Source organism: Arhodomonas sp. KWT (assembly GCF_010993615.1).
In genome coordinates, this window is sequence record NZ_WNXE01000045.1 from 11279 (window position 1) to 16995 (window position 5717).

Sequence of the window (5717 nt, forward strand, 5' to 3'; positions counted from 1 at the left end):
TACCACGATACCGCCGCGGCGCGGCCGGGCCTGGTGCTCGGCTACGCCACGGTCACGCCGCAGCGCATCGCCGATGCCTCGGCGGCGCTGGCCCGGGTGGTGGAGCGCCGGCTGGACGCGAAGGGGCGCTGACGGTGCTCAGGTGCGGATCTCGCTGACCCGGCCGGCTGCCTCGACCACCGATTCCGCGTAGCGGTTGACCTCCTCCATGGTCTCACCGGTCTCCCGCGTCAGCGCCACGCCCTGGCGGACATGCTCGAGCAGGCCCTCCATCTGGGCGACGAAATCGCGGGTGCGTCGCTGCACGTCCGCGACCATGCTGGTGATCTCGGTGGTCTCGCTGGCAGTGCGCTCCGCGAGCTTGCGCACCTCGTCGGCGACGACGGAGAAGCCGCGGCCGGCGTCCCCGGCCCGTGCCGCCTCGATGGCGGCGTTGAGCGCCAGCAGGTTGGTCTGGTCAGCGACGCCGCGTACCGCAGCCACGATCGCCGAGATCCGCTCGGCGTGCTCGTCGAGCCCTTCGGCCTCTCTGCCGGCCTGCTCGATGCGTTCCGACATCCGTCGGGTTTCCTCCAGCGAGCGGTTCACCGTCTCCACCCCCGCCCGCGAGCGCTCCGCGCTCTGGCGCGAGACGTCGAGGGCGTAGGCCGCACTCTCCCGCTCCGCCTCCTGGCGGTGGACCTCGTCGGTGATGTCGGTGGCGAACTTGATCACCCCGACCACCCGTTGCTCGTCGTCGAAGACCGGGTTGTAGCTCGCCTGCAGCCAGCGTGCACTGCCGTCACGGGCGCGCCGCTGCACCCGGTCGGCATAGTATTCACCGGCGCGGAGCCGCTTCCAGAACGCTGCATAGTCGTCACTGCCGGCGAACTCCGGGGGGCAGAACTCGCGGTGATGGACGCCCTCGATGCTGCCGGCGTCATACCCCATGAGCCGGCGGAAGTTCTCGTTGGCCTTGCGCAGGGTGCCGTCGACGGTGAACTCCGCGACCGCCATCACCCGGTCCAGGGCGCCGATGATCGCGCGGTCCCGAATGCCCTTGTTGACCCGTTCGGTGATGTCGCTGGCGATCTTGATCACGCTCGCCGTCTGTCCGTCGTCGTCCATCACCGGGTTGTACGACGCCTCCAGCCATACCGTCCGGCCTTGCGCATCGAGGCGTCGTACCCGCCCCTGCTGGGGATCGCCGCGGCGCAGGGCCGCCCAGAATGCCTCGTAGTCGGCGCTCGCCGCGTACTGCGCGTCGCAGAAACGCTGGTGGGGCACGCCCTGGAGCGAATCCGGGTCGGCATAGCCGAGGATTTCCGCAAAGCGCTGGTTGGCGTGGGTGATCCGGCCGCGGAGGTCGAAGTGCACGACACCCATGGCGGTCTCCATCGCCCGGCGTTCTGCACGCAGGCGCCGGGATTCTTCCTCGAGGCTCGCGACGTATTCACGATACGCGGCGGTGGTGATACCGGGGAGGCGGGCGCTGATAGGCATAGACGTATTTCCACGGTGACCGGGGCCGCAACGCTGCCGAAAGCGGGTGCGCCACCGGACGGCCGGTGTTCTCTTACTGTGGTTGTAAAATTCTTGTACAGCATTATGAGTTATTTGTACATTTAGTTCAATCCCGGACTATTCGGGTGGGCCGACGGGGTGGGGCCATCGGGCGCCGCCCGGGAGACCGCGTCGGCCCGGCGGACGAGGCCCGTCACGCCAGGGCCGCAGGGCGATCCGGCGGGTCATTGCATCCGTGGACCGGAGGGCGGATGTGTCGGTGCGCCGGGGCGGGCGGTGGTCGCGTTTACCGCGCCGCGGCCGGAAGACGCTGGCAGCCGGTGCGCGGGGCCCGTCCTTTCAAGCGCTACCGTCGGCGAAACGGTAGGTGTTGCCGCCGCTGCCCTTGGCGGCGTACATCGCCTGGTCGGCCTGCTGCATCAGCGCCTCCGGCGAGGCGTCGATTTCGGGGAACACCGCGATGCCGATGCTGCAGCCCACGGCGTGAGTGACCTCGTCGACGGTCACCGGCCGGGCGGCCAGGTCGATGACGCGCTCGGCAAGCACCTCCCCGGCGTGGCGCCAGCGGCGATGGGTGTTCACCCGTGCGACCACGACGAACTCGTCGCCGCCGACCCGGCCAACGGAGTCCGACCCGCGCAGGGTCTCGGCGAGTCGTTCCGCCAGGATCTTCAGTACCTCGTCGCCGACGCCGTGGCCGTAGGCGTCGTTCACGGGCTTGAAGCCGTCGAGGTCGATGAACAGGCACAGCACGGCGGTGCCGTCGCGCTGCGCCTCGTCGGTGGCCTTGCGCAGCCGGTCCATCACCAGCGTGCGGTTGGGCAGCTCGGTGAGGTCGTCGTGGGTGGCCATGCGCCGCAGGGTGCGCTCGCGGATGCGTGCAGCGCGGTATTCGCTGGCGAGCTGCATACGCAGCAGCTCGCGGAAGCGGTACGCCGCGCGTCGCTGGGGGATGCGCCAGGCCTCGCTCGTGCCACGAACCTCTTCCAGCCACAGCTCGAAGGAGCGTCGCGGGGTAAGTCGCGATGCCGGGTCATGTCCCTCGTCCGTGCCGGTTTTCTCGGGGTTGCCGGCCCAGGGGATGGAGAACGGGTTCTCGCCGCGCAGCCACAGGCAGTAGTCCTCGCCGTCCCGTGAGATCGGCAGGTACATGTAGCCGGCGATCCAGCTGTCCTCGGTGCCCTCCGGCCGGATCTCCGGAGCAAGGTGATCGGCGCAGGCGATCCGGTCGGCCTCCGGTGTGGCGGCGTGGTCCACGATCCGCCGCTCCGTCGCCGCGGCAATCTGCTCGCCGAGCACGGTCCGGTTATCCGCGATGTGGAGGATCAGCGAGCGGCTGTGGAACGCCCCGAGCAGGCGCTCGCTGCGCGAGCGCAGTGCCGAGGGGAGGTCGGTGCCGGCCTGAAGCAGCGCGCGCAGGGCATCGATCTCCTCGGCGGCCGCCACGGTCTCGGCATCGATCTCGCGGCGCAGATGCGACTCGATCTGCAGCCCGAGCATCCGTGCCAGGGTGTCGCAGAATTGCCGCAGCGGCTGCGGCATGGTCTTGGGGGTATCGGACTGGCAGACGATCATGCCCCAGAGCTCGCCTTCGACCAGCAGCGACATCACCAGTGTCGCCGTCACTCCCATGTTGCGCAGGTACTCCAGGTGCACCGGGGAGACCGAGCGCAGCAGGCAGTCGCTCATATCCAGCGGCTGGTCGGTGCCGGTGACCAGCGCCGTTGGGGTGTATTCGATATCCGGGATTACGCGGATGCGGTTGCGCCGGTAGAGCGCCCGGGCCTGGGCCGGGATATCCGTATGGGGGAAGTGATGGCCCTCGAAGCGCGGCGGTACACCGTTGGTGGTCTCGGCCACCACGTCACCGTTCCATGCGTCGTCGAAGCGGTAGGCGAGCACGCGCATGTAGCCGGTGGCCGCCGCGATCTCCTCCACGGCCAGAGTCAGCAGCTCGTCCGAGCCGGCTGCCTTGCTGGTACGCGATATGGCAGAGACCTGGTGCTGCAGCAGCGACCGGGAAAGCTCGATGGGGCTGTCCGGCTCCATCTCCGCGACCACTTCGTCGCCGACCCGGTGGACGGTCACCGAGACCGCCCGCTCTCCCGTGCGCCCGGGGGTCAGCGTGCCGCTGGTCACACGGTGACCCGTATCGAGCCCCCGCGCGGCCTCACGGATCGTTTCGGCCAGCGGCTTGCCGGTGAGCTCGGCCAGTGGACGGTTCAGGCAGGTCTCCGGCGGGGTGTCCAGCCAGGCGTCGGTGTTGGCGCTGACGCGGGTGATGCGTCCGCTTCGGCCGTCGCTGACCAGCATCAGGCCGAAAGGCTGGATCTGTTCGGGTACGTGGATGGGTTCGCGGTCGCAGTGGGTGAGGTCGATGACGGCGATGCGGGCCTCCTGGCTCATGCCGGGGTGTCGGGGACGTCGGGGTCGCCGGCGTCGAGTATGTGGCCCTTGGGCCAGCCCTCGCGCATCAGCTGCTCGGCCTGTGCCGCCTCCACCGGCCGGGCGATGTAGAAGCCCTGCGCGGCATCGCAGTCGAGGCGGCGCAGCTGAATGAGGGTCCTCGCGTCCTCGACGCCCTCGCCCACCACCTCCAGGCCGAGATCGTGGGCCATCTGGATGATGCGCCGCACGAGCGCGAAGTCGTAAGGCTGGTTGGGCATGCCCGTGATGAATGAGCGGTCCAGCTTGAGGGTGGTGATGGGCAGCGAGCGGAGGTAGGCGAGCGAGGCGTAGCCGGTGCCGAAGTCGTCCACGGCGATACCGACACCCGCCTCGCGCAGCGCCTCCAGCTGCTTGAGCCGGGAGCCCTTCACGTTGAGCAGCGAGCGCTCGGTGATCTCCAGCTCCAGGCCGCGCGGGTCGATCCCGAGGTTCACCAGGCGGTCGTTGATGAAGCGCAGCAGCTCGTCGCTGTTGAGGTTGCGCGCCGAGAGGTTCACCGCCACCGAGGCGTTTGTGCCGTTGGCGTGCCATTCGGCGAGCTGGGTGAGAGAGCGCTCCACGGTCCAGCGGGTGAAGGTGTCGACCATCCGGGTCTGCTCGATCATCGGGATGAACGTCCCGGGGCTGACCAGCCCGCGCTCCGGGTGCTGCCAGCGTGCCAGTGCCTCAGCGCCGCGCAGTCGCCGGGTGCGCAGGTCCAGGCTCGGCTGGAAGACCAGCCGGAATTCGTTGTCCGCGATCGCCCGCTCCACCTCGCCGAGGAGCTTGAGGCTGCGCTGGAAGTCCGACTCCTTGCGGTAGTTGTAGACCGCGACCTCCGAGCCTTCGGCCACCGCGCGGTTGGCGGCGACGTCGGCCTTGGAGACCAGCTCGGCCGGATCCGTATCGGCGGTTCGCTCCCGGGCAATGCCTGTGGCGATGTCGAGGAATACCGGCACACCGTCCAGCTCCACCGGCGAACGGGCGAGGCGGTCGATCTCGGCCATCAGCTCCCGGCGGGTCACGCCGCCGGCGCCGTCGTGGATGATCGTCATCCGGTCCGGTCCGCTGCGGCCCACGAAAAGCCCGGCGCCGAAACGCTTGCGCAGGGAGTCGGCGAAGGTGCGGAACACCAGTGCGGTGTTGCGGTGGCCGAAGGTCTCCACCAGCTTGTCGTGGTTCTGGACCCGCAGCGCGATCACGGTCACGCGGTCACTGTCGTCCGCGCTGCGGCGGCGGCTCAGGCGGTTGAGATGGCGGCGTATCGCGGCGAGGTTTGGCAGCGACGAGAGCGGGTCGCGAAAGCGCAGGTCCGTGAGCCGTTCCGCCTGGACCCGGGTCTGGTGCACCGCGTAGCCGACCAGTCCGCCGACGGCGGCGAACCAGAGCGTGCGCACGCTCCAGTGCAGTGCCAGCTCACCCGCGGAGCGTTGGATTTCGCCGATCCCGACCCCCAGTACCGGCCCGGCCAGCAGCCCCGTCAGCACGCCGGTGACCACACCGGCGCGGGCGCCATGGGCATATGCCGCCAGCAGGATGGGCGCGTACATGAAGTGCGCCACCGCACTCGGGGGGCCGCCGTCCAGGACGATGAACAGCGATGCACAGGCGGCCAGCAGCAGGATGATGACGGTGGTGCGGGTGCCCTCGCGGGGCAGCGCGCGCAGGAGGCCGGGGAGCGAGTCCGCGGACGCGGCTGGTGAGGTCTGCGACATGTCCCGGTGATTTCCCCGCGGTGTCCTGAAGTGGCATGCAGCCGGATCGTGGTACGCCCGCAAACCCGTCCC

General features: G+C 69.5%; 3 protein-coding genes. All 3 read right to left on the minus strand.

Translation table 11 applies throughout. The features are described 5' to 3' along the window. Positions 1 to 138: 138 nt before the first annotated feature. The 3 genes from G7A99_RS25850 to G7A99_RS09325 all read right to left on the minus strand — a co-directional run bounded on the left by G7A99_RS25850 (position 139) and on the right by G7A99_RS09325 (position 5645). Positions 139 to 1482 carry a methyl-accepting chemotaxis protein gene (locus G7A99_RS25850; protein WP_163139707.1) on the minus strand — a complete coding sequence of 448 codons (1344 nt, stop codon included), beginning with the start codon at positions 1480 to 1482 and terminating at the stop codon, positions 139 to 141. Positions 1483 to 1842: 360 nt separating this feature from the next. Further along, entirely contained in the window at positions 1843 to 3909 is a 2067-nt protein-coding gene (locus G7A99_RS09320; protein WP_163139709.1) for a sensor domain-containing diguanylate cyclase, read from the minus strand. Then, on the minus strand, positions 3906 to 5645 hold the full coding sequence (locus G7A99_RS09325) for a bifunctional diguanylate cyclase/phosphodiesterase (RefSeq protein WP_163139711.1): 1740 nt from the start codon (positions 5643 to 5645) through the stop codon (positions 3906 to 3908). The genes G7A99_RS09320 and G7A99_RS09325 overlap by 4 nt, the downstream gene beginning before the upstream one ends. Positions 5646 to 5717: the final 72 nt, after the last annotated feature.

Excerpts from the sequence above, each read along its gene's own strand:
- G7A99_RS25850 (WP_163139707.1), bottom strand. The coding sequence starts at position 1,482 with ATGCCTATCAGCGCCCGCCTCCCCGGTATCACCACCGCCGCGTATCGT.
- G7A99_RS09320 (WP_163139709.1), bottom strand. The coding sequence starts at position 3,909 with ATGAGCCAGGAGGCCCGCATCGCCGTCATCGACCTCACCCACTGCGAC.
- G7A99_RS09325 (WP_163139711.1), bottom strand. The coding sequence starts at position 5,645 with ATGTCGCAGACCTCACCAGCCGCGTCCGCGGACTCGCTCCCCGGCCTC.